Source organism: Flavobacterium pectinovorum (genome assembly GCF_006438875.1).
Classification (GTDB): domain Bacteria; phylum Bacteroidota; class Bacteroidia; order Flavobacteriales; family Flavobacteriaceae; genus Flavobacterium; species Flavobacterium pectinovorum_A.
Genome location: NZ_RCZH01000009.1, coordinates 181,949 through 205,847, shown reverse-complemented (window position 1 = coordinate 205,847; position 23,899 = coordinate 181,949). Strand labels below are relative to the sequence as shown.

Here is a 23,899-nt window from a genome sequence, read left to right as displayed (position 1 = left end):
TTATATTCTCTTTAAAACTATCTTTTCTGTTTCTTTCGCAATCATTCCTTTGTAATATTCTTTTAGCATTTCATACTTTTCAGTAGAAACAATCGCTTCATTAATTTGATGAGCAATACTTAATTGTAATGCATTACCATTGGCAGCAATATTAAACTTAAAACTTCCCAGATTATCTTCCATATTAAGAATTGCCGGTGCAGGTAAAGTCTCAACAACAAAACCCTCAGGAATTTGAATTGTTATATTGTATTTATCCAAAAATGGATAACCAAAATCTACCGGATATTCACGAACTTCCTGCTTAAAGGGATTTTTATCTTCTAATAAAAACAACATTGGAGTAATGTAAATTTTCTCACCTATTACTTCTGATAAATTTGTCCCGGCAAATGAAAAGGTTTCAAGAATTGGTAATAAAAGTTCTTTTTCACTAGTTCTTTTATAATCACTTATTTCGATTTTATTGTTTTCATTTTCTAATTTTTCCAGATAAACATCTTCTTTTTCTTCATCTACAATATTCCTAAATTCTAATGCAGTGTACTCTGAATATTGTCTTCTTATTTTTCCCAGAACTTCTCCTTTTTGATCGATATCATAGCACATCGTCACCAAATCGCTTGACATTTTTTTAGGTACTAGATCAACTTCATCAGATGTACCATCTTTTCGTATTAGTCTTCCAGTCCAGTTTAAATCTCTTAAGGGTAAAATACCAATCGTAGAGAATTTATCTGTTGCATCTAATAGAACATTTCCAGTTGGGGTTTCGACAGAAGTAATTACATAATTGAAAGCATTTATAGTTGGAAAAAAAGGAATTCCGTTAGAACGTGTACTTATTAATACGGGATTTGCTTTAAGGTCAGCATAACGTAACATAGCAGTAAGCATTAAGTTAATATCCGCACAGTTTCCTGTTTTTTCTTTATAAGCCTTTCTAACTCCCTTGTCGCATTCATATCCTACGTAGTTATTCCATTTTACTGTTGATTTTACATAATCAAAAATTGCTTTAATTTTCTCATCAGGATTAACCTTTGCTTTTAAAAGTAAATTTAAATCATCTTCAAAGTAACCTGTTTTATTTAATTCTGGTCCGAAGTCTTCAAATTGATAGATCGTTTTTACAACAGTTGGCCAATCTGTAGAAAAGGAATGAGAAAACTGACCAGGAACCTGAATAGATTCTATTTCATGAGAAATTCCGGATCGGTAATTATCTACATTACTAACAAAATCCTCGTCTTTCATAGCCGTCAGATTCTGAACAACATAAATCGTTTCCCTTGCCATATAGCCATAAGTATTAGCTATTTGGTTGGTTACTTTTGGAGCATAAAAACCCTTAACATTTTTTTTAAATGAAACAGCATCCGGAATTATCGTTCTAAACTCTGAATAATTAACTGGAATATCTTCTTGAAAGTTCCAATCCTCAATATATAAACCTCCTTGCTTCCTTACCTTATATTCTAATATAGATCCTTCCTTAACATCAGGAAACGTTATCTTTTTTATCCAGTAACGTTTATTGGTTTTATCGATAAATGCTCCTTCTTCTTTTAGTTTAGATTTTACCATTTTACCATTTATCAGATTATAAGTATAAACATCTGTTATACTTAAATTGCTTGATTTTCCGGCTGGAAAAGTCACCTGAACATCAGACCATTCATATCCTTCTTTTTTGTAAATTTTTATGCGTCTTTGGAAGATACTTTCAGAAGAACCATCACTGCCTATTTTGACTATTCCTTTACTAAATAAAATAGTAGCGACTGCAGAAGAATCGGCTGGATTTAACTTTTGTTCAAGATCAGCAATGGTAACTTTTCCTAATTCAGAATTTTGAGCTTTCGTTGTAATGTTAAAAAATAGAAAAACAAGTATTACCAGAATTTTAAGCTTCATATTAGATTCTCTTTAAAACTATTTTCTCTGTTTCTTTGGCAATCATTCCTTTGTAATATTCTTTTAGCATTTCATATTTTTCAGCAGAAACGATGGCTTCATTTATTTGATGTGCAATACTTAATTGCAATAAATTACCATTGGCAGCAATATTAAACTTAAAGCTTCCCAAATTATCTTCCATATTAATGGCTGCTGAAGCGGGCAAAGTTTCAACAACAAAACCTTCAGGAATTTGAATTGTAATTTTATATTTGTCTAAAAACGGATAGCTAAAATCAACTGGATACTCGCGAACTTCCTGCTTAAACGGATTTCCTTCATCGGTAAAAAACAACATAGGATTTACATATATTTTACCCCCAATTACTTCTGTTAAATTATTTCCTGTAAAAGAGTATGTTTCTATAGTTGGCAAAAAAATGTCTTTTTCATTTGTTCTGGTATACTCACTAATTTCAATTTTATTATTTAGATTTTCAAGCTTCTCCAGATATTCTTCTTCTTTTACACCATCAATATTATCTCTGGTCACCATAGCATTATAATCTGTACCTTGTCTTCTGGTTTTTCCTGTAATTTTACCTTCAGCATCAATACTATAATTCATAAAAACGGTATCTTCTGATGTTTTACCTGGCATTAAATTAATTTCCTCAGATGTTCCGTCTTTTCTAATCAGCCTTCCTGACCAGTTTAAAACTCTTAAAGGCAAAATATTTGGAGCAGAAAATTTCTCAGTAGCATCAATCAAAATATTTCCATTTGGCGTTTCAACAGCTGCAATAACATAATTAAAAGCTGTTCTGTTAGGAAATAAAGCAATTCCGTTTGAACGCGTACTTACCAAAACAGGATTTGCTGTTAAACCGGAATAACGCAACATGGCTGTAAGCATTAAATTGATATCTGCTATATTTCCAGTTTTTTCCTTGTATGCTTTTTTTACCCCGCTATCACAGGCATAGCTCATATATCCATTCCATTTTACATTGGCTTTTACAAAACTTAAAATTACCGCTATTTTTTCTTCGGGTGTGTTTTTTCCTGCCAGAAGTATTTTTAAGTCATCTTCAAAATAACCTGTTTTATTCAATTCAGGTCCAAAATCCTCGTATTCATAGATTCTTTTTGTAACCGAATTCCAATCAGTTGAGAAGTTTTCAATTGCCGAATTTGGAAATTTTACCGAAGACAATTCATATTCAATACTTGAAATATAATTATCAATATTATTTACAAAAGCTTCTTCTTTCATTGCCGGAAAATCTATCGCTTTGTAAGTTGTTTGATTCTCTACATAATCTACTTTATCTGTTGAAAAAGTAGTGCTTGAAACGCGCCCTTCAGATCTTTCCTTACTTGTTAAAAGTATTGACTTAGGATTTTTTTGCGCAATACTTTTAGGAAAAATATATCCTTTTTGTCTTAAATTAAAAGTATAATAATCAGGTATAAAAGTTGAAAATTCAGAATAATTTACAGGAATATTAGTCTGAAAATCCCAAGCTCTAATAATACTAGGTCGCGGACATTTAATCGTATATCTAAATTCTATTACAGATCCTTCTTTAACATTGGGCATTGTAATCTTTTTTTGCCCTCTGTATTTGTTTATAACTTCATCAAATGTTCCATCACTTTTAATTTTTGTTTTTTCAATTTTACCATCAACTAAATTATAAGTAACAGCATCCGTAAAGAATACACGCTCTTTTAAATCATATGAATTATAATACCAAACTTTTTGAGTAGCCCAATCGTAGCCCTCTTTTTTATAAATCTTAATTCTGGTTTCAACATCTGTTAAGGCAACAAATCCTTCACTGGGATCATATTCAATTCTTACTTTGCCTTTTTTATATAATATTGCAGCAACCGCAGACGAATCTTTTGGATGCACTTTTTGTTCCAGTTCAGCAACGGACACTTTTCCTAATTGAAAAGTTTGTGCATTGCTTTTTGAAACACCAAAAATTGAAAATAAAAAAATTGCTGCTAAAATTTGGACTTTCATGTTATATTCTCTTTAAAACTATTTTATCCGTTTCTTTTGCAATCATTCCTTTGTAATATTCTTTTAGCATTTCATACTGTTCAACAGAAACGATCGCCTCATTAATTTGATGTTGAATACTTATTTGCAATACGTTTCCGTTAGCCATAATATTAAATTTAAAACTTCCTAAATTATCCTGCATATTATAAACAACAGGTTGTGGCAATACTTCAGCTGTAAAGCCTTCGGGAATTTGTAATGTAATATTGTATTTATCAACAAATGGGAATCCAAAATCTACCGGATATTCTCTAATATCTTGTTTGAAAGGATTTTTCTCATTTGCAAAAAACAACATTGGACGAACATATATTTTCCCTCCAATTACTTCCGTTAAATTATTTCCTGTAAAAGAGTATGTCTCTATAGTTGGCAACAAAATCTCTTTTTCATTTGTTCTCGTATAATCACTTATTTCTATTTTATCATTTTTATTCTCCAGTTTTTCTAAATACTCCTCTTCCTTTACAGCATCAATATTACCTCTGGTTATCATCGCATTATAATCAGTACATTGTCTTCTAACCTTACCGGTAACTTTTCCTTCGCTATCAAGATTATAAGTCATGAAAACAGTGTCACCAGAAGCTTTTTTAGGCATCAAATCAACCTCTTCAGAAGTTCCGTCTTTACGAATTAATCTTCCATACCAGTTTAATACTCTAAAAGGCAGAATATTTGGTGTTGAAAATTTGGCAGATGCATCTAATAAAACATTCCCATTTGGAGTTTCAACTGCAGCAATTACATAATTAAAAGCAGTTCTATTTGGAGAAATTGCAATTCCGTTAGAACGAGTACTTACCAAAACCGGATTTGCCGTCAAACCTGCATAACGCAACATTGCCGTTAGCATTAAATTGATATCCGCAATATTTCCTGTTTTTTCCTTGTACGCTTTTTTAACACCATTATCACAGCTATACCCGTAATAATCATTCCACTTCACAGTAGTTTTTACGTAATTTAAAATAGCGAGTATTTTTTCATCACTCGTGTTTTTATCTACTAATATTTTTTTCAAATCCTCTTCAAAATAACCCGTCTTATTCAATTCAGGACCAAAATCATCGTATTCATAAATTGTTTTCACAACTGAATTCCAATCTGTCGAAAATGATTTTGTTGGACTATTAGGCCACTTTATCATCGCTAATTCATGCTGAACACTTGAAGTATAATTATCAATATTATTCACAAAATCTTCATCCTTCATAGCCGGAAAATCAATTGCCGTATAAGTTGTCTGATTTTCTAAATAATCAAATTTTTCAGTAGAAATATCCGTTCTGGCAGCCGTAAATCCACCACCACCAGATCTTTCTTTAACCGTGAAAAGTATTGATCTGTTCTTTCTTTCAGCAGTTACTTTAGGAAAAATATATCCTTTTTGTCTGGGATTAAAAACATAATATTCAGGAATATAAGTTTTAAATTCCGAGTAATTTACAGGAATACTAGTCTGAAAATCCCATTCACGAATCACTCCGTCACGAGGACTTCTAATAATGTAGCTAAATTCTATAACGGAACCTTCTTTAACATTAGGCATTGTTATTTTTTTTACTGCTCTGTATTTACTAATAACTTCATTAAAAATTCCGTTACTGGCAAGTTTAGTTTTTTCAATTTTGCCATTTACTAAATTATATGTTACCGCATCCGAGAAATCAACTTTCTCCTTAGTGCCGTCAGAGTTTTGATACCAAACGCTTTGATTGGCCCAATCATAACCTTCTTTTTTATAAATTTTAATCCTGGTTTCTACTTCTGTCAAACTGATAAAACCATCATTTTGATCGTATTCAATTCTGGATTTACCTTTTTTATATAATACTGCAGCAACCGCAGAAGAATCTTTAGGATGCACTTTTTGCTCCAATTCTGCGATGGACACTTTTCCTAATTTAAATTCCTGTGCCGTTACTTTTGAGATAAACAACAAAAGGATTGAAAGACTAAAAAGTTTAATAAATTTCATTTGATTAGTTCTTGGTTAAAATAATTTTGGCATTATCGTTTCTTGACACTTGCTCCATAAAAAGGCGATATTCATCATATTCTTTATTTGAATATTTCCCCTTATTTAAAAACATAGAGCGTTTGTAAGTCAGTTTATTGTTTTCTTTTTTGATGATTTCGGTTTTGTATTCTCCGAATTTCCCTTTTAATTCAAAGTTTGAAGGCAAAAATTCAATGGTAAAACCTAATGGAAGATTAATTTCGATTTCATCGGTATCCAAATAACCACGTTGAATTTGAAATGGATTTTTACGATTACGGATTCGTTTGACATTTCCTGAACTTTGATTAAAAGCATCAATTGCAAACATCATTTTGTTACCTGAAATCGTCGCGTAGCTTATTGCACTAACTTGAATATCTTCAGTAAAACGAATATTTTCTTTATCGTTTGAAAAAGTTATTTTACCTAATTTCAAATTATTGATGTTGTCCCAATATTTCTTGTAATGTGCTTCTTTCTCTGTAGGTTGTAAAGTTTCTATTTGTGATTTAGAACTATATTGTGAACCTTCTGAAATAACTGATATCGACCCTGAGAAATTTCCATTTTCATCAATTGCATAAGTCCCTTTGTCTTTTTGTGTATTACCCGGATCCTCATAAACTTTAGTTCTAACAATTACACCTCCTTCTGGTTTAACAACCAAAACATCTCTGTCGTCCGTAAAAGTACCTTGATAACCAAAAGGATCATCCTGACTTGTACATTCAAGCCACGTATAATTATTACCATTCGGGATTGCCAGTATCATGTGATTTCCCTGCATTGAAACAAAATCAGATTGAATACTTGACTTATAGCGATCTCCATATAAAATAGTATTATATGATGGAACATCTACTGCCAGCAAAAGTGCTTTTGTATAATTTGACAATGCTTTACAATCTCCATATCCTAACCTGTCTACATCAGAAGCGAGCATAGGTTTCCAACCTCCAATGCCAATTGCGATATTTACATATCTTGATTTTTTCTGAACATAATCATAAATAATTTTTGCTTTCTTTATTGGATCTTTTTCATCACCCACCAATGCTTTTATCTTAGTTACAGTTTCTTCGGGCAAAACTGTCGTTCCTGCAAGAATTTTTTCGCTATACCATTTACCAAATGCTTCCCATGTAGTAGCTGTACCGTCAACACCTTCTAAATGAAAATGTTCCAGTCCCATCATAACTTTAGGAAAAAGATCTTCTTCTGAAGGACTATAATCTTCTGCTTTTCTAGCAAAAAGATTTACGGAAACATAACTAAGTTTTGTATCGCTATCTATAGTTTTTTTTATATTAAAATCGGAAAATTGGAACTCTTTCTTTTTGAATCCAAGGTTATTTGGATAAGAAACATTTAGTATGGATTTCTCTATACTCACATTATAACCACTTAAAAAATACCATTTTGGTATAAAGGCAGTATTCGAAGTTTCAACCTCACTGGTATAAGCAATCGTAAATGGATATGAAATTGGAGTATAATCCAGATAAACTACACGGCTATCTGAGAAAAGAGTACTACCGCTTACGGCACTTTGATCTTTGAAATCTTTTCTTTTAATCTTTTTGATTTCATTACCAAGCTCGTCATAAACAATTGCTTCAATACTTTTTATCCCACTGGTTTTGTCATAGTGCTCATAAGCATTGATATCTCCAAGACCTTTTTCATTTAAAACCGTTACAACTCTCTGCGTTTTCAAAGTCATACTACGCTGTGATGCAATGATAATATCCATTTGATCCAAACGAACTATAGCATTGGCATTTTCTTTAAGACTATCGGAAATTTTTGATACTGGGTATTCGCCTTTTTGGGCAGAAGAAAGAAGCGTAACAAAGAAAAAAAGTAACGCAAAAAAAAGGGTTTTCATTAGTAAGTAATTTCGCCAAATATATATTATTTTTAGAAATCTTTAACACTCGTCTAATTATTTTTTAATCTTTGTTTAATTATTTTTTAATCCCTGTTTTTACTGTCCATTAAAATCGTTACCGGTCCGTCATTCAATATATTAACCTTCATGTCGGCACCGAAAATTCCGGTCTGTACTTTTTTATTAAAGTCTTTTTCTAAAGATTTTACAAAATTCTCATACATAGGAATTGCAAATTCAGGTTTTGCAGCTCTAATGTAAGAAGGACGATTACCTTTTTTTGTAGAAGCATGAAGTGTAAATTGGCTTACTACTATGATATCACCATCTATATCCTGAACTGAGCAGTTCATGACATCATTTTCATCACCAAAAATTCTCATTTTTATGATTTTCCCAACAAGCCAGTCAATATCTTCCTGAGTATCCGCATCTTCAATTCCAACTAAGACTAATAATCCTTTTTGAATATCTGCTGTTTTCTTTCCATCCACTATTACTGATGCTTCTGAAACTCTTTGAAGAACTATTCTCATCTTAATGGTTAATTATGAATTGTAAATTGTTACTTTATTTTGGCGTTTATTTATTTGAGAAATTATTCTGATGATTAGTTTTTTGATTAAGTAAAGTTTGATATCAATAATTAACCATCAACAATTAATAATTACTTCCTTAGTTCATCGCTGGCTTTTCGATCCTCATCATAATTATCTGTACGATAATTTTCATCATCACCTTCTAAGATCTTCAAATAGCTGTTATAACGTGACCATGCAATTTCATCTTTTTCTAAAGCCGCTTTTATGGCACAATGAGGTTCTTCCTTATGTAGACAATTGTTAAATTTACATTGATCTTTTAATTTGAAAAATTCAGGAAAATAACCGCTGATTTCCTCTTTTTCCATATCGACAATTCCAAAACCTTTAATTCCCGGAGTATCGATAATTCTTGCATCAAAAGACAAATCATACATTTCGGCAAAAGTTGTCGTGTGCTGCCCTTGTTTACTTGCTTCAGAAATTGTTTTGGTTTTAAGATGCAAAGTTGGTTCCATAGCGTTTACCAAAGTAGATTTTCCAACACCCGAATGCCCGGAAAACATACTTACTTTGCCAATCATCATGTCTTTCAACTCTTCGATTCCTTTCATTTCAGTCGAAGAAACACGAAGACATTTATAGCCTATCTGCTGATAAACATATTGCATATACAATTGATCTTCGAGCGTTGGTTCATCAAAAGTGTCAATTTTATTAAAAACCAAAATTGTTTCAATATTATAAGCTTCGGCAGTTACCAAAAAACGATCTATAAAATTGAATGTTGTTGGCGGATTATTAATCGTTATCAATAAAAAAACACGATCAATATTCGACGCAATAATATGCATTTGATGCGATAAATTAACCGATTTACGAACGATGTAATTCTTTCTTTCGTGAATATTAAAAATCGTCCCGGTTAAAGCATCCGAAGTTTCTTCTAATTCATAATCTACAATATCACCTACAGCAATAGGATTAGTACTTTTGATACCTTTCATCCTAAACTTCCCTTTCATACGGCATTCTATAAAATCACCTTTTTCAGATTTTACGGTGTACCAACTTCCTGTAGATTTATATACGAGTCCTGTCATTCTTTAATTTTAGATTGTTGATTTTAGATTTCAGATTTGAAAACTAAATCTTTGCAAAGATAAATGATTGTTTTTCTATTGTTCTGATCACAAACTTTTTTTTAAGTAAATAATATAAAAATTTGAACTTTCTCTAAAAAACATACACCGCGATTGGTTTTGTAAAAAAAATATCATGTTTCATACCTCAACTTCTTTTTTAACAGAAATTATACTATTTTTAACAACGAATAACAGATTTATTTCTCACTTAGTTATTTATTAACCCAAAAAACAAACAATGAAAAAAAACAAAATTAAACCACAATGCAGAAAGGACAGCTTTTTTTCTGTGAATCTAAAAAAAGTTTTATTTTTAATTCTTGGTATCTTCTCCCTAATTGGATGTAGCAATGAAAAAGAGGATTCAAAGGATCTAAACAGTTCTTATAACGCAGAAAACAAAGTCCCAACTGAAACCATTAATTTAATTGCTCAAAACTTCTTTAAAGTTGGCAGCCCTACAAGTAAAGGACTAAAGCAATCAAAAACAGTTAAAAACACCAAAGAATACAAAACATCAAAAAAAGCAAGTACTTTTTATGTTGTAAACTATAATGAGGGTGGTTTCTTAATCGTAGCAGCCGACAACCGTATAAGTCCAATTCTTGCTTATTCAGATACTGGAAATTTCGAAACTAATGACAACGCTGTTATTCCTCCTGTCGCTTCTTGGATGGAAAATCAAAAAAATCAAATTCAGGCGACAATTAACACTGTTAAAGTTCAAAACGAAGATATAAAACAAGAATGGAGAACAGTATCATCACTTGGATATGTACAATCGAAAAATAGCTCTACTGCAAAACCAATAGAACCAGACCCTAAAACATGTCCAGAGTCAACGACTGTAATAGTAGGACCTTTCATTAGATCTACTTGGGGACAGGGAGATGGTTATAACAATTTATTAGCCTTGAATTGTTCATATAGTTATTATTTGGGATATAAAGGAGCCACCGGATGTGTTGCTACTGCTATGGCACAAGTTATGCGCTATCGTCAAATACCCGCTTCTTACAATTGGGCAAATATGCCGRACAATGGACAATATAGTGCAGGGACTTATGACACACAACTTTTAATGAAAAACATTGGCGCAGCAGTATCTATGACTTATGGATGTTCAGCTTCTTCAGCCCCGACGGCAAATATTGCACCTGCTCTAAAAAATACTTTCGGTTACTCATCGGCAGATCTTGGAAATTTTAACGTGAATACTGTTATTTCAAATTTATCAACAAACCAACCTGTTCTTATATATGGTGCAGATCCTTCTAACACTTCAGCTCATTTATGGGTTTGCGATGGCTACAGAAGCGATACTATTTACTGGAAAGATGACAATGGTAATTGTAGCGGCGCAACATTGGTACCAATGCTCCACATGAACTGGGGATGGGACGGAAGTTACGATGGTTATTTTACTGCTGGAAGTTTTAACCCTGGTACATCCAGTTTTAATAACGGCAACAAAATGGTGTACAATATTCACTAAATAATTAAATAAGATAATTTTGAAAATTCTTTCTCTAATATTAATAGCAATTATGATAACTTCTAATGACGATAGGCAAATTGAGCAATCTGCTTCTTTTGGAGCTACAATAGACATTGAGCTTAAAAGTCCTAATGGTGTAAGTCTTCTTGGAAGCAATCAATATCCTATTGCAAATATCGTTGCTAAATATAGTTTAAGTAATTTACAACATAAAGAAAGCAATGATGCACCAATATTAGATTACCCAAATAATGTTTCGTTTAATAGCGAAAATAAATCTATTAAGATTTTCCTAAATCATTCCTCATCAGAAAAATTTCCTTTGACCTACATTCATTGGAATAAAACTGACATTGACACCATTAAAGCACAATACAGAAGATCTGAAAATTCAGTGATTTTAGATAAAGTGTGGATTTTTAAGAACAATACTTGGGAAGAACTAAAATCAAAACCCTTAATAATTATTAAATAGATTTCGAATTTTTCATAAAAAAAAGACTATATTCTTGTTTGATTAAACTCGAATATAGTCTTTGTTCTTTTTAGGCCTTTTTCAATTATGCATTGAAAATTTTCTCTTGGTGACCGATACTTTCCTGGTGAATTGCTTTGAACATTCTCAAAACAAATTCTTCAGTAAGACCTTTTTTCTCCCCTTCAAGAATCATTTTTCCTAAGATTTCATTCCAACGATTGTTTTGAAGAATCGCTACGTTTGCATCTTTTTTCACCTGACCAATTTCGTCAGCTACTTTCATACGCTTTCCTAATAACTCTAATAAGTTAGCATCAAGAACGTCAATGTTAGCTCTAAGTTTAGTCATTTTTTGAGTGTACTGATCTGTAGTATCGTCCGTTTTTCTTATCGTCAAATCTTTAATGATCTGTTTCAAAGCGTCTGGAGTAACTTGTTGAGCAGCATCAGACCAAGCATTGTCCGGATCATAGTGCGTCTCGATAATCATACCATCGTAATTCAAATCTAAAGCTTCTTGCGTTACTTCAAAAATCATTTTACGATCTCCTGTAATGTGAGATGGATCGATGATTAATGGTAAATCAGGGAATTTATTTTGCAATTCAATAGCAATTTGCCATTCTGGAATATTTCTGTATTTTGTTTTTTCGTAAGTAGAGAAACCTCTGTGAATAACACCTAATTTCTCGATTCCTGCCATATGTAAACGCTCAACACCACCTAACCATAAAGCTAAATCCGGGTTTACTGGGTTTTTAACCAAAACGATTTTATCCGTTCCTTTCAAAGTATCAGCAATTTCCTGAACTGCGAATGGATTTGCAGTTGTACGCGCACCAACCCATAAAACGTCGATATCATGTTCTAAAGCCAGTTTACAGTGAGCCGCAGTTGCAACTTCAGTACCCATCAATAAACCAGTTTCTTTTTTAGCTTTTTGTAACCATTTTAAACCAATTTCTCCAACACCTTCAAATCCTCCCGGACGCGTTCTTGGTTTCCAGATTCCAGCTCTGAATACACTAACTTTTGAATCTTTCAATTCATGCGCAATTTTCAATACTTGATCTTCCGTTTCTGCACTACAAGGTCCAGCTATCACAAGTGGGTGATTTAAATTGAAATCATCTAACCACTTTCTCATTTCTTTCTTATTTTCCATCTTAATTTTTAGTTTATTTTTATTTTTTAATTGTTAATCCGTTTAATATTTCCTTGATCTTATTGGTACTTTCCATTTCTTCAAAAATGGCATTATAATTATCTTCTTTCAACAAATCCCTAAACCGACTCAGATTTGAAATATATTCTTCTAATGTTTCAATAACGTGTTCTTTGTTTTGCTTAAAAATTGGTGTCCACATTGCTGGCGAACTTTTTGCCAGACGAACGGTACTTTCAAATCCACTTCCCGCCATATCAAAAATATCCTGTTCGTCTTTTTCTTTGTTCATTACCGTTTTTCCTAGCATAAACGAACTAATATGCGACAAATGCGAAACGTAAGCAATGTGTTTGTCGTGCGAAGTTGGATCCATATATCGAATCCTCATTCCTATTTTGCTAAAAAGCTGTAACGCCTTCTCCTGCAATTTAAAAGTGGTTTTTTCCACCTCACAAATTATGTTTGTTTTCCCTTGAAACAATCCTTTTATTGCCGCCGAAGGTCCTGAGAACTCTGTTCCCGCTATCGGATGTGTTGCAATAAAATTTCTTCTTTTCGGATGATTTGCTACTGCATCACAAATTGGTTTTTTAGTCGAACCTACTTCAAAAACAATCGTTTTATCACCAACCAAATCCAATACTTTAGGCAAAACCGTCAGTGCAACATCCACAGGAACCGAAACAATTACAAAATCAGCTTCTGCCAATCCCTCAAAACTTCCTGCCTGATCGATAACACCTAAATCAATTGCTTCCTGCAAGTGTTTTTCGTTATTATCAATTCCAAAAATAGTTGCGTTCGGATGCTGTGTTTTTATATCTAACACCATCGAGCCTCCTATTAACCCTATTCCTATTACGTATACTTTCATATTTATTTTTATTAGAAGCTAATTCCTGCTATCCGTTTCAATCTTTTATGCCGAACCCCGGCACAAAAGGATTTCCACTACTATCAGGGCTAGGGCTTCTCGTTTTTTCAAGAACTTTTGATTAGTACCTACAAGGTTTTAAAAACCTTGCAGGAAATCTAAACTCTAAAATCAGAAATCTAAAATTTAGAACCTATCTATCGCTTCCTGTATTTTTTCTTCTTTCGCACACAACGAGAATCTTATATATCCTTCACCATTGCTTCCGAAAATTGTTCCCGGGGTGATAAAAATATGTTTCTCGTATAATATTTCGTCAATGAACTTTTCTGAGGATTCGATTCCTTCCGGCAATTTTGCCCAGACAAAAAGACCAACTCCTTCTTTATAAACTTTGCAGCCTAATTTTTCTGCTAATTTTTCTGTTAGTTCTCTACGACCTCTGTAAATTTTGTTTTGGTCTTCGAACCATGATTTATCACAATTCAAAGCTGCAACCGCACCTTTCTGAATTCCATAGAACATTCCGCTGTCCATATTGCTTTTTACTTTCAGAACTGCATCTATAATTTCAGGCTTTCCTAAAACCATTCCAACTCTCCAGCCCGCCATGTTGAACGTTTTACTAAGTGAATTCAATTCTAAAGCCACTTCTTTTGCGCCTTCAATCTGCAATAAACTCATTGGGTTATCATTCAAAACAAAACTATACGGATTATCGTTAACCAATAATATATTATGTTTTTTAGCAAAGGCAACCAATTTTTCAAATAACGCTAAACTTCCTCTTGCTCCTGTTGGCATGTGCGGATAACCCAGCCACATGATTTTTACTTTTAAAAGATCCAGTTTTTCTAATGCTTCAAAATCCGGTTCCCAGGCATTTTCCTCTTTCAAATCATAATAAACCGGAACAGCTCCAACCAAATTAGTTACCGAAGTGTATGTTGGATAACCCGGATTCGGAATTAAAACGTGATCACCTTCATTCAAAAATGCTAACGAAATATGCATAATTCCTTCTTTCGAACCCATCAAAGGCAAAATCTCATTATTTGGATTTAACTCAACACCAAACTGATCCTGATAAAAATCTGCCATACCTTTTCTCAATTCCGGTAATCCCTGATAGTTTTGATAACCATGCCCGTTTTCATCTTGAATTGCTGCAGCGACTGCCTCAATTACTGCTTTAGACGGACTCAAATCAGGGCTTCCAATTGCCATACTGATGATCGGTTTTCCTTCAGATTGCAATTGACGAACTTCTCTCAATTTTGATGAGAAGTAATATTCTTCAACTTTATCTAATCTTTTTGCTGGTGTAATCATGATTTATGTATTCTCTTTTAGAGTTTTTTCTTTTTTGTCCTCCTGAGCGAAGTCGAAGGATCAGATTTGGAATTTGGAATTTCAAAAAATTGGAATTTCCTTTTTTATGGTTTCGTATTCTTATATTCTCCCAAAACCTTTAAATATTCTGCCATTATATTTAGTAGCGATTTGGCTTTTGCAAAATCTTCGTATTTCTCGAATGTCACATCTACGAAAAACGAATATTTCCAGGGAGTTTCAATTTTTGGAAGCGATTGAATTTTGGTTAAATTCAATTTGCAATCGCTCATTACGTTCAAAACTGCTGCTAAACTTCCTCTTTTATGATCCAATTCAAATTTGATCGAAGCTCTGTTGATTTCATTTTCTGGCAAAAATGAATTCTGCTTTTTAATAATCACAAAACGGGTCATATTGTTTTTGATCGTTTGAATTTCCGGCGCAATAATTTCAAGATCATACATTTCAGATGCTGTTTTACTTGCAATTGCCGCAATTCCGGTTAACTGTTTTTCCTGAATTCTTCTGGCAGTTTCGGCGGTATCTTTGTCTTCTACCAATTTAATGTTTGGATATTGTTTTAAGAAATCCATGCATTGCAAAATTGCCATTGGGTGTGAATGAACTTCTTTTATATCCTCAATTTTCTGACCTTTCAGCGCCATTAAATTTTGGTGAATGCTCAAATAATGCTCTCCAATAATGTGCAAATTATTCTTGTCAATCAATGCATAATTCGGAATAATTGGTCCTGCAATCGAATTTTCAATTGCCATAACTGCCTGATCAGATTTTCCGGAAAGCAAGCTGTCAATCAATTCTTCAAAAGATAAGCATTCATCAATTTCCACATTTTCAGAGAAATACTCCTTCACTACCTGATGATGAAAAGAACCTTTTATACCTTGTATTGCAATTTTAGTTGTCATATATTCAAAAAAAAATCCTGATTTGCATCAGGATTGTATATTAGTTTTATTTGTCGTTTTAATTTTCTCAAATAACCATAGCACAATCCTCACTTCTACTAAAGAAGAAATAAAAAGAGTTGCTAAAATAAAAACGGTTATTAGACATTTTGTTTGTGTTTTTCAATAAATTCTCTGCGAATGTATAAATTATTTTCACTGCACCAAAAAAAATATTGCATTTTATGAAACAAAAAAGGATTTCTTAACAAATTACCTCAGTTTTGTAAGATATTTAAATTAATCAGCCTTAAAATGCGATTTAGGCAATTGGTTTTGAGGAAGATTCCACAAAGATTGACAAAGAGCTCAAAGAGATATGCGAAGTGATTGAAACACGAATTGCACAAATTTGCACAAATTGACTGCTTCAAACTGAATACGGATTACTTTAAAAAACATACCCCAAAAATCATTCTTATACGTATTTTGTCCATTTCGACGAAGGAGAAATCTCCGCAAGTAACTCGATAACAATTATAAATTTTGTTTTTTAAGATACCGTTTTTTAAACTTTTCAAATCCCTTGTCTAATTTATCACGTTTTGGCGTTCCACCTTTTCCATAATGTTCCTCGATAAATTGATCTAATGTCTTCAAAGTATCTTTTTTCTTTTCCAAGTATTCTTTAACTTCATCCCAAGAATATAATTCAGTTTTACCTTCTTCCAAATTCTGAATCCGAATGTCTAATTCTCTCTTAACATCATCCGAAACCTCTAAATTCTCTTTAGAAACACTATCCCACAGTTGCTCAGCCAAAACAATTTTTTCAGCATTACTATATTTAGATAAATTTTTAATTTCCATATTTTCAGTATTACTAATATTATCAATGTTACAAATTTAATCAAAATTACAATGCATTGAGTTTAATAAGAACACACATTTTTTTTCGCCACGAATTCACGAATTAGCACAAAATTACTGCATTTGCAAAATTAAATTTCCCGCATTACAGATCACAAATTCGTGAATTCGTGGCTATAAAATTTTAAAACAATCCCGAAACAGGTTTATTCCTAATCCCAATTTTAGCATAATCAAAATTCAATTTCTGTTGCAACAAAGAGGCATAAACACTTCTGAAATCAATTTCATATTTTAAATCGCCATTATCTAAATTCGCTAAATCCGGATTGTGACCTAAAATTGTTCCTTTATTATTACCACCAATAATAAACATTGGAGCAGCAGTTCCGTGATCCGTTCCGTTTCCGTTGTCTTTTACTCGTCGCCCAAATTCAGAGAAAACAACAACAGTAACATTCTCAAGCATTTTTGATTGTTTTAAATCCTGATAAAAACTAAAAAGTGCATCATTTAGTTCTGTTAACCTTTTATCGTGAATTATCAACTGATTATCATGTGTATCAAAACCGCCAAGTGATGTATAATACACTTTAGAATTCAAATTCCCTTTTATTAATCTCGCAATCCATTCTAAGTTTTTAGACAATCCTGTTTTCGGATAACTTATTTCAGCCTTCGATTTTGCTAACGCTTTCTGAATTTCATCAGAACCCTCTGTAACCGAGTTGGCAATTTTTCGAACAAAATCTAATTGCGGATTTTCCGAAAGCGTTACATTTTCTTCTTTATCCGATTTTACTTTAAATCGATTTGGGTCTTTTACAGTAATCGAATTAGGTTCTATTCCTTTCAAAGCCAAGTTGTCAATTGAGTCTAAATTTATCCCGGCTGTAGCTTGATGTCCATTACATTGCAAATCCAGATAACGCCCCAACCAGCCTTCATTAATATATTTATTAGAATCAGTTGCAGTCTGCCAAATTTCCTGACTGCGGAAATGAGAACGAATCGGTTCGGGATAACCCACATTCTGAATTACCGTTAAATCTCCGTTTTGCTGCATTTGAGCAAAATCTTTTAATGCCGGATGAAATGCCATTCCTTTATTTTTACTGACAATTACGTCTTTACCTAAAGCAATTTTCGTTCTATAATCATAATACAACGGATTATCGTATGGAATAAAAGTATTCAGTCCGTCGTTTCCTCCATTAAGCTGAACAAAAACAACGCATTGTTCTCCAACAACTAAATTATTCTGTGTGCCATATGCATGCAAAAAGTCAGGAAGCAAAAATAATCCGCCTGTAAATGTTCCTGTTATCGATATAAAATCTCTTCTGTTCATAGCTTTAAACTTCTAGATTAATTGATATTCCGGTAATTTTGAAATGTAATTAAACAATCGAGTTACAGCAAAATTTGCATGTTCTTCTTTTGGATCAAAATCATATTTAAGTAAATTCTCCATGTCTTTTTGCGTTGACTCATTTACATTAAATAATAATCTGTTGGATAATTCAGTAATGATTGTTTTATTATTTCCGTTGGAGTCAAAATCAATTTTCACATCAATCTTCTCAAATTCCGATTTTGGCGGCTCTCCTTCTCCACTCATTGTATTTAATATTTTCCTCGAAATACTTCTTCCGCTGCAAAGCAAATCAGAAGTATTATTTCGCTGTAAATATATTTGAGAAGTCAGCCAGGAATTTCCACCATCCCAACCTTTCACATTAACCTGATTGTATAAATCCATTCCTTGCTGTCTTAAAAAAAGTGCTATCATCGCATCATCAAAATCTTTTACTTCTAATTCATCAATAAGCTGAATAATATATACTAAAGGATCTTTGATTTTAGTTCCCGAATTTTCTTTTGAATATTCTTCTGTGAATATTTTAGTTAACAGAGGTTCAATTTCAAAATTCTTCTTTCGAAAATAATCTCCATAATAAATCACCAATTCTTCAGATGGATTATCATAAATAAACCATTTCAGGATCTTTCGGGTAATTAAATATGGAATGTTTTTTTGTTCGAAAATAATATCAACCAAATCATCGGCTTTCCAATTTCCGGTTTTACCGAAATAGGTTTTATCGCTATTATCTTCAATAAACCTTCTGTAAACAGCACTGTCTTCTCCCAGATTTAATCCAGCTAAAGCACGTGCGCCGTTTTTGATATCACCTTCGGTATAATTTCCAATTCCAATGGTAAACAATTCCAGTAGTTCCCGACTTAAATTCTCGTTGTTTTTATCTTTTTTATTGTCGACATTATCAAGGTATTTCACCATTGCATTCGACTTTACGATTTTTTTTGTGAGTTCTTTGAAGTTTCCAAAAGCATTTTCACGCAAAATCATATTGTGCTGGTAAATCCAATAATTGACTTTTACTTTCTGTGAGGTTGACACAAAATGATTGTGCCAGAAACAAACCATGTTTTCCCGAAGAGGAAATTCGTCAGTTCGCATTTTATTAATCCACCACCGTCGCAGTTCAACACCTGAATAGATTGCTTTTTTTAGGATTTTCTTTTGGGCTTCAGAATCTGCATTCTTTATGGTTTGCTTTAATTCCTTTAATTCGGCAAGTGTCTTGGGGTCATCTTCCAAAAAAGCAGGAAGTTGTTTGTCAACCTTTGAATCATACGATTTCTTTAGGAATTTTTCTAATCCTAACTTTTCGATTTCTGCAGCTTCTTTTCCTGAGAAGCCCAATCGTAACGACCAAAGATTGCTTTTTTTCATAACACAGGAATTTGTTTAGTAATTAAGACTCAACTTTCTCTTAAAGGTTTAAAGAAAAGGCGCTAAGTTTCTTAGGTACTAAGGTGCTAAGTTTTTAAAATCTTTGGTAATAAATTAAACGGTGAATTTTGGGGGATATTGTAATGTGACTTTGATTGTCGACTTTGATTGCGTAGAATGGATTAAAATCCATCCCTACAATATAATTTGTTCCTTCGGAACGTAATTCACAAAATTCCGGTAATTAAATAGCCCCGATTGAAGTTGAAATCCTTTTTTATTTTTTCTTTAAAAATAAAAAGATTACTTCAACTTCACATTATATTATTTTTAATTGGAGTTCAGTGAACTTCGTTTGCAACGAAAAGCGGGACACAAACGAAGTGAACTGACGAAGTAAATAACTTCTAAAAAAACAAAAGCAGCTATCATTACAATAACTGCTTTCTATACATTAAGAATAAAATCTTTCCTCTTTATTCTATCTTCTTTCTTCTAAAAAATTTAAGACCCACACATTTCACAATCTTCAGGATCTCCAGCTTGTGCTTTTAGCAACATTGCTTTGTAATCCTCAACACTGATAGATTCCGTTTCCGGAACTAAAGTTGGTGCTGTTTCTTCTTTTTTATCGTTGTTCAATGTGAATTTAATCGCATCAACCGCAGATTTTGTTCTTAAGTAATACATTCCAGTTTTTAAACCTGATTGCCAAGCATAGAAGTGCATTGACGTCAATTTAGAATAGTTTGCATCTTGCATGAACAAGTTCAACGATTGTGATTGATCAATAAAATAACCTCTCTGACGTGACATATCGATAATGTCTTTCATTGACATTTCCCAAACTGTTTTATACAAATCTTTCAGGTCTTGCGGGATAATATCAATGTTTTGAACAGATCCGTTATGACGCATGATTTCTTGTTTCAAATCTTCGTTCCATAAACCTAGTTTTACTAAGTCTTCCAGTAAATGTTTGTTTACTACGATGAATTCTCCAGACAATACACGACGCGTGTAAATGTTTGATGTATAGGGTTCGAAAGCTTCGTTGTTTCCTAGAATTTGCGAAGTAGAAGCTGTTGGCATTGGCGCAACCAATAATGAGTTACGAACTCCATGCTCCATTACTTCTTTTCTTAATGAAGCCCAGTCCCAACGTCCTGATAATTCTTCATCTTTCATTCCCCACATATTATATTGGAATTCTCCTTGTGACATTGGAGAACCTGCAAATGTAGAATATGGCCCTTCTTCTTTTGCCATTTCCATAGAAGCGGTTACGGCTGCGAAGTATAATGTTTCGAAAATTTCCTGGTTTAATACTTTCGCCTCATCACTTGTAAACGGCATACGCAACAAGATGAAAGCATCCGCTAAACCTTGAACACCTAATCCTACCGGACGGTGACGCATGTTTGAGTTTTCAGCTTCTTTTACCGGATAGTAGTTTCTGTCGATTACTTTGTTCAGGTTACGGGTTACACGTTTTGTAACATTGTAAAGTGCTTCGTGATCGAATTTTCCGTTATCAATGAACATTGGTAATGAAATTGAAGCAAGGTTACAAACTGCGATTTCATCTTTAGAAGTAAACTCCATAATCTCCGTACACAAGTTTGACGAACGAATGGTTCCTAAGTTCTTGTGGTTTGATTTACGGTTTGCTGCATCTTTGTATAACATATAAGGTGTTCCTGTTTCGATTTGTGATTCAAGGATTTTCTCCCATAATTCACGTGCACGAATGGTTTTTCTACCTTTTCCTCTAAATTCATAATCCAAATACATGGTTTCGAATTCTTCTCCGTAAACATCGTATAATCCAGGACATTCGTTAGGACACATTAAAGTCCATGACGCATCTTCCTGTACACGTTTCATGAATAAATCTGAAGTCCACATGGCGAAGAATAAATCTCTTGCACGCATTTCTTCTTTTCCTGTATTTTTCTTTAAATCCAAAAAATCGAAGATATCAGCATGCCATGTTTCGATATAAATCGCAAAACTTCCTTTACGTTTTCCTCCACCCTGATCTACGTAACGTGCCGTATCGTTGAATACTCTCAACATTGGAACGATTCCGTTTGATGTTCCGTTTGTACCACGAATGTAAGATCCTGTTGCACGAACGTTGTGAATAGAAAGACCAATTCCTCCCGCTGATTGCGAGATTTTAGCCGTTTGTTTTAAAGTGTCGTAAATACCATCAATACTATCATCCTGCATTGCCAAAAGGAAGCAAGAAGACATTTGTGGTTTTGGAGTTCCCGCATTGAACAATGTTGGCGTTGCATGTGTGAAGAACTTTTTGGACATTAAATCGTAAGTCTCAATTACCGATTTTAAATCATCAAGGTGAATACCAACCGAAACACGCATCAACATATGTTGTGGTCTTTCGACAATTTTACCGTTTATTTTTAGCAAATAGGAACGCTCTAAGGTTTTAAAACCAAAGTAATCGTAATTAAAATCTCTTGTATAAATGATATGCGAATCAAGGAAAGCAGAGTTTTCCTGAATTACATTAAATACTTCATCCGAAAGTAATGGAGCTTCTTGCCCATTTCTTGGATTTACGTAATTGTACATATCTTTCATCGTTTCTGAGAACGACTTCTTAGTATTTGAATGTAGGTTTGAAATTGCCACACGCGCTGCTAATTGTGCATAATCAGGATGCGCAATTGTCATAGAAGCCGCCGTTTCTGCCGCAAGATTATCCAGTTCAGAAGTTGAAACCCCATCATACAATCCTTCGATAACACGCATGGCTACCTTAACAGGATCTACAAGCTCGTTTAAGCCGTAACACAATTTTTTGATTCTTTCTGTAATCTTATCAAACATTACCGGCTCTCTGTGGCCATCTCTTTTTACTACATACATAAGCTTACTATTTTAGTTATTGAAAAAATGAAAGACACTGGAATAACGAATTCCAGGACTTAAACATTGCGTGTTTTTAAATTATGTGTTGAGAATTGTAGGATTCTCAATAGTTATCTGTTCCAGCCTAAAAAATAGACCGAAAAGGCATTAAAAATTGTTATTGAATCAACGATTTGGGTTGAGGATTCAATCTTAAAAATTCTACTGTTATTCTTTTTAGCGTTTGTTAGATCGCGCTAAAATTATTCTTGTTGTCTAAAAATCTGCATCGAATGAAATTTTCTGAGCATCACTGTCTGTGTTCATCACACCTGATTTTTGATACTCCGCAACACGTTTTTCAAAGAAATTGGTTTTTCCCTGAAGTGAGATCATGTCCATGAAGTCAAACGGATTCGCTGATCCATATACACGTTCGCAACCTAATTCTACTAATAATCTATCCGCAACAAATTCCAGGTATTGTGTCATTAAGACCGCATTCATACCTATTAAACTTACCGGAAGTGATTCTGTAACAAATTCTCTTTCGATGTCTAAAGCGTCAACAATGATTTCTTTAATTCTTTCTTTTGGCACTTTGTTAATCAAGTGATGATTATGCAAGTGTACTGCAAAGTCACAGTGTACACCTTCGTCACGAGAAATCAATTCATTAGAGAAAGTTAAACCTGGCATTAATCCACGTTTTTTCAACCAATAAATAGAACAAAAAGCTCCTGAAAAGAAAATTCCTTCAACAGCTGCAAAAGCAATTAGTCTTTCAGCAAACGAATCAGATTCAATCCACTTTAAAGCCCAGTCTGCTTTTTTCTTAATTGCAGGAAAAACTTCCAAAGCATTAAACAATTCTGCTTTCTCGGCTTCATCTTTCACGTAAGTGTCAATTAATAGAGAATACGTTTCACTATGAATGTTTTCCATCATGATTTGGAAACCATAGAAAAACTTAGCTTCGGCATATTGAACTTCGTTTACAAAGTTTTCAGCAAGGTTTTCATTTACAATTCCGTCAGAAGCTGCAAAGAATGCTAATATATGTTTAATGAAATATCTTTCGTCGTCACTTAATTTATTATTCCAGTCAGTCAAATCCTGGTGCAAGTCAATTTCTTCAGCAGTCCAGAAACTAGCTTCCATCTTTTTGTACCATTCCCAAATATCATGATGTTTAATTGGAAAAATAACGAAACGATTTTTGTTTTCTTGTAATATTGGCTCGACTTGTGACATGGTAATTTTCATTTAATTTTTGTATTGAATTTCTACTAATTCAATAGACTACAAAGATTGTCATTTATCGCTAAAAATGAAAGCCAAACTTATTCACAATTCGACGTAGTTTTTAACAACTGGGTAAAAATGAGATATTTTTCAGACAATAATTAATTTATTGTAAATGAATGGTTTAAAAACGAATAAACAACCTTGAAGCCCGTAAAATATAGACTTTTTGGAATAAAAAGCAAGAAATTTTTAATTGTTTTTAAAAGTTTTTTTTGAGTTAAAACTTTATTTTTTGAGTTAAAATATATCTCTGAAAAGTG

General features: G+C 33.0%; 17 protein-coding genes. 2 read left to right on the top strand and 15 right to left on the bottom strand.

Translation table 11 applies throughout. From position 1 onward, the window contains the following. From EAH81_RS15235 to rsgA, 6 genes are all read right to left on the bottom strand, one after another. Positions 1–1,917 (bottom strand): DUF3857 domain-containing protein, encoded by a 1,917-nt coding sequence (locus EAH81_RS15235; protein WP_140508598.1) that lies wholly within the window; start codon positions 1,915–1,917, stop codon positions 1–3. Between the two features lies 1 nt (position 1,918). Beyond that, entirely contained in the window at positions 1,919–3,934 is a 2,016-nt protein-coding gene (locus tag EAH81_RS15230; protein WP_140508596.1) for a DUF3857 domain-containing protein, read from the bottom strand. Between the two features lies 1 nt (position 3,935). Then, positions 3,936–5,957, bottom strand: coding sequence for a DUF3857 domain-containing protein (locus EAH81_RS15225; RefSeq protein ID WP_140508594.1), 2,022 nt, complete (start codon positions 5,955–5,957; stop codon positions 3,936–3,938). A gap of 4 nt (positions 5,958–5,961) precedes the next feature. Then, positions 5,962–7,869: a DUF3857 domain-containing protein gene (locus EAH81_RS15220; protein ID WP_140508592.1), complete on the bottom strand. Its 1,908-nt coding sequence runs from the start codon at positions 7,867–7,869 to the stop codon at positions 5,962–5,964. Positions 7,870–7,955: 86 nt separating this feature from the next. Further along, positions 7,956–8,408 (bottom strand): D-aminoacyl-tRNA deacylase, encoded by a 453-nt coding sequence (gene dtd, locus EAH81_RS15215; RefSeq protein WP_140508590.1) that lies wholly within the window; start codon positions 8,406–8,408, stop codon positions 7,956–7,958. Positions 8,409–8,539: 131 nt separating this feature from the next. Continuing rightward, entirely contained in the window at positions 8,540–9,517 is a 978-nt protein-coding gene (gene rsgA / locus EAH81_RS15210) for a ribosome small subunit-dependent GTPase A (protein ID WP_140508588.1), read from the bottom strand. A 280-nt stretch (positions 9,518–9,797) separates the two neighbouring features. Between rsgA and EAH81_RS15205 the strand changes: the two genes are divergently transcribed. Together EAH81_RS15205 and EAH81_RS15200 are read left to right on the top strand one after the other, a co-directional pair. Beyond that, positions 9,798–11,054: a C10 family peptidase gene (locus EAH81_RS15205; RefSeq protein ID WP_140508586.1), complete on the top strand. Its 1,257-nt coding sequence runs from the start codon at positions 9,798–9,800 to the stop codon at positions 11,052–11,054. A 52-nt stretch (positions 11,055–11,106) separates the two neighbouring features. Next, positions 11,107–11,532, top strand: a complete 426-nt coding sequence (locus EAH81_RS15200) for a hypothetical protein (protein WP_140508584.1) — start codon at positions 11,107–11,109, stop codon at positions 11,530–11,532. An 85-nt stretch (positions 11,533–11,617) separates the two neighbouring features. On the opposite strand, the gene EAH81_RS15195 is transcribed toward EAH81_RS15200, so the two are convergent. From EAH81_RS15195 to EAH81_RS15155, 9 genes are all read right to left on the bottom strand, one after another. Continuing rightward, positions 11,618–12,700, bottom strand: a complete 1,083-nt coding sequence (locus tag EAH81_RS15195) for a bifunctional 3-deoxy-7-phosphoheptulonate synthase/chorismate mutase type II (RefSeq protein WP_140508582.1) — start codon at positions 12,698–12,700, stop codon at positions 11,618–11,620. 19 nt (positions 12,701–12,719) lie between these two features. Next, positions 12,720–13,577: a prephenate dehydrogenase gene (locus tag EAH81_RS15190; protein WP_140508580.1), complete on the bottom strand. Its 858-nt coding sequence runs from the start codon at positions 13,575–13,577 to the stop codon at positions 12,720–12,722. Between the two features lie 186 nt (positions 13,578–13,763). Further along, positions 13,764–14,909, bottom strand: coding sequence for a pyridoxal phosphate-dependent aminotransferase (locus EAH81_RS15185; RefSeq protein WP_140508578.1), 1,146 nt, complete (start codon positions 14,907–14,909; stop codon positions 13,764–13,766). Positions 14,910–15,013: 104 nt separating this feature from the next. After that, the gene (locus EAH81_RS15180) at positions 15,014–15,841 is read right to left on the bottom strand and encodes a prephenate dehydratase (RefSeq protein ID WP_140508576.1); all 828 of its coding nucleotides are present in this window, start codon (positions 15,839–15,841) and stop codon (positions 15,014–15,016) included. Between the two features lie 516 nt (positions 15,842–16,357). Continuing rightward, positions 16,358–16,690, bottom strand: coding sequence for an addiction module protein (locus EAH81_RS15175; RefSeq protein ID WP_140508574.1), 333 nt, complete (start codon positions 16,688–16,690; stop codon positions 16,358–16,360). 184 nt (positions 16,691–16,874) lie between these two features. After that, positions 16,875–18,041: a DUF1501 domain-containing protein gene (locus EAH81_RS15170; RefSeq protein WP_140508571.1), complete on the bottom strand. Its 1,167-nt coding sequence runs from the start codon at positions 18,039–18,041 to the stop codon at positions 16,875–16,877. A gap of 12 nt (positions 18,042–18,053) precedes the next feature. Next, positions 18,054–19,451: a DUF1800 domain-containing protein gene (locus tag EAH81_RS15165; protein WP_140508569.1), complete on the bottom strand. Its 1,398-nt coding sequence runs from the start codon at positions 19,449–19,451 to the stop codon at positions 18,054–18,056. A 504-nt stretch (positions 19,452–19,955) separates the two neighbouring features. Further along, positions 19,956–22,349, bottom strand: a complete 2,394-nt coding sequence (locus EAH81_RS15160) for a ribonucleoside-diphosphate reductase subunit alpha (protein WP_140508567.1) — start codon at positions 22,347–22,349, stop codon at positions 19,956–19,958. A 258-nt stretch (positions 22,350–22,607) separates the two neighbouring features. Further along, positions 22,608–23,585, bottom strand: a complete 978-nt coding sequence (locus EAH81_RS15155; RefSeq protein WP_041518445.1) for a ribonucleotide-diphosphate reductase subunit beta — start codon at positions 23,583–23,585, stop codon at positions 22,608–22,610. Positions 23,586–23,899 lie beyond the last annotated feature (314 nt).